We start from the raw sequence: 308 nt of genomic DNA on the forward strand, positions 1-308 counted from the left end.
ATCGTGGAAGCTGAAACCTATCTGGAATTCGACGGGCGCATCGCGCGCGAAGACTGGGTCGGGCAGGCCAAACAACTTGCCGCCGGTCAGGCGACAGAGTTCTCCGAGCGCGTTGAACAGGGTGATGTTCCGACGAGCCATAAGACTGCTCCCGTAAAGGCTGCCAAAAGCGGTGGTGCGAAACGCGCTAAGGCGCCGACAAAAGCACCGACTAAAACCGCGGCCAAGCCCAAGAAGGGAGGCGAATGATGCAGGCTGAAACCATGCAGAAAAAGCAACCGCTTCTGGCCGTCGAGAAGGTCGAGACC

At 58.8% G+C, this 308-nt stretch carries 1 pseudogene; it reads left to right on the forward strand.

The features are described from left to right. Nucleotides 1–249: pseudogene (locus SB822_RS56045) on the forward strand (hypothetical protein); the annotation flags it as partial. Between the last annotated feature and the right edge of the window lie 59 nt (nucleotides 250–308).

The sequence above is a fragment of the Paraburkholderia sp. SIMBA_054 genome, assembly GCF_046534875.1.
GTDB lineage: Bacteria > Pseudomonadota > Gammaproteobacteria > Burkholderiales > Burkholderiaceae > Paraburkholderia > Paraburkholderia hospita.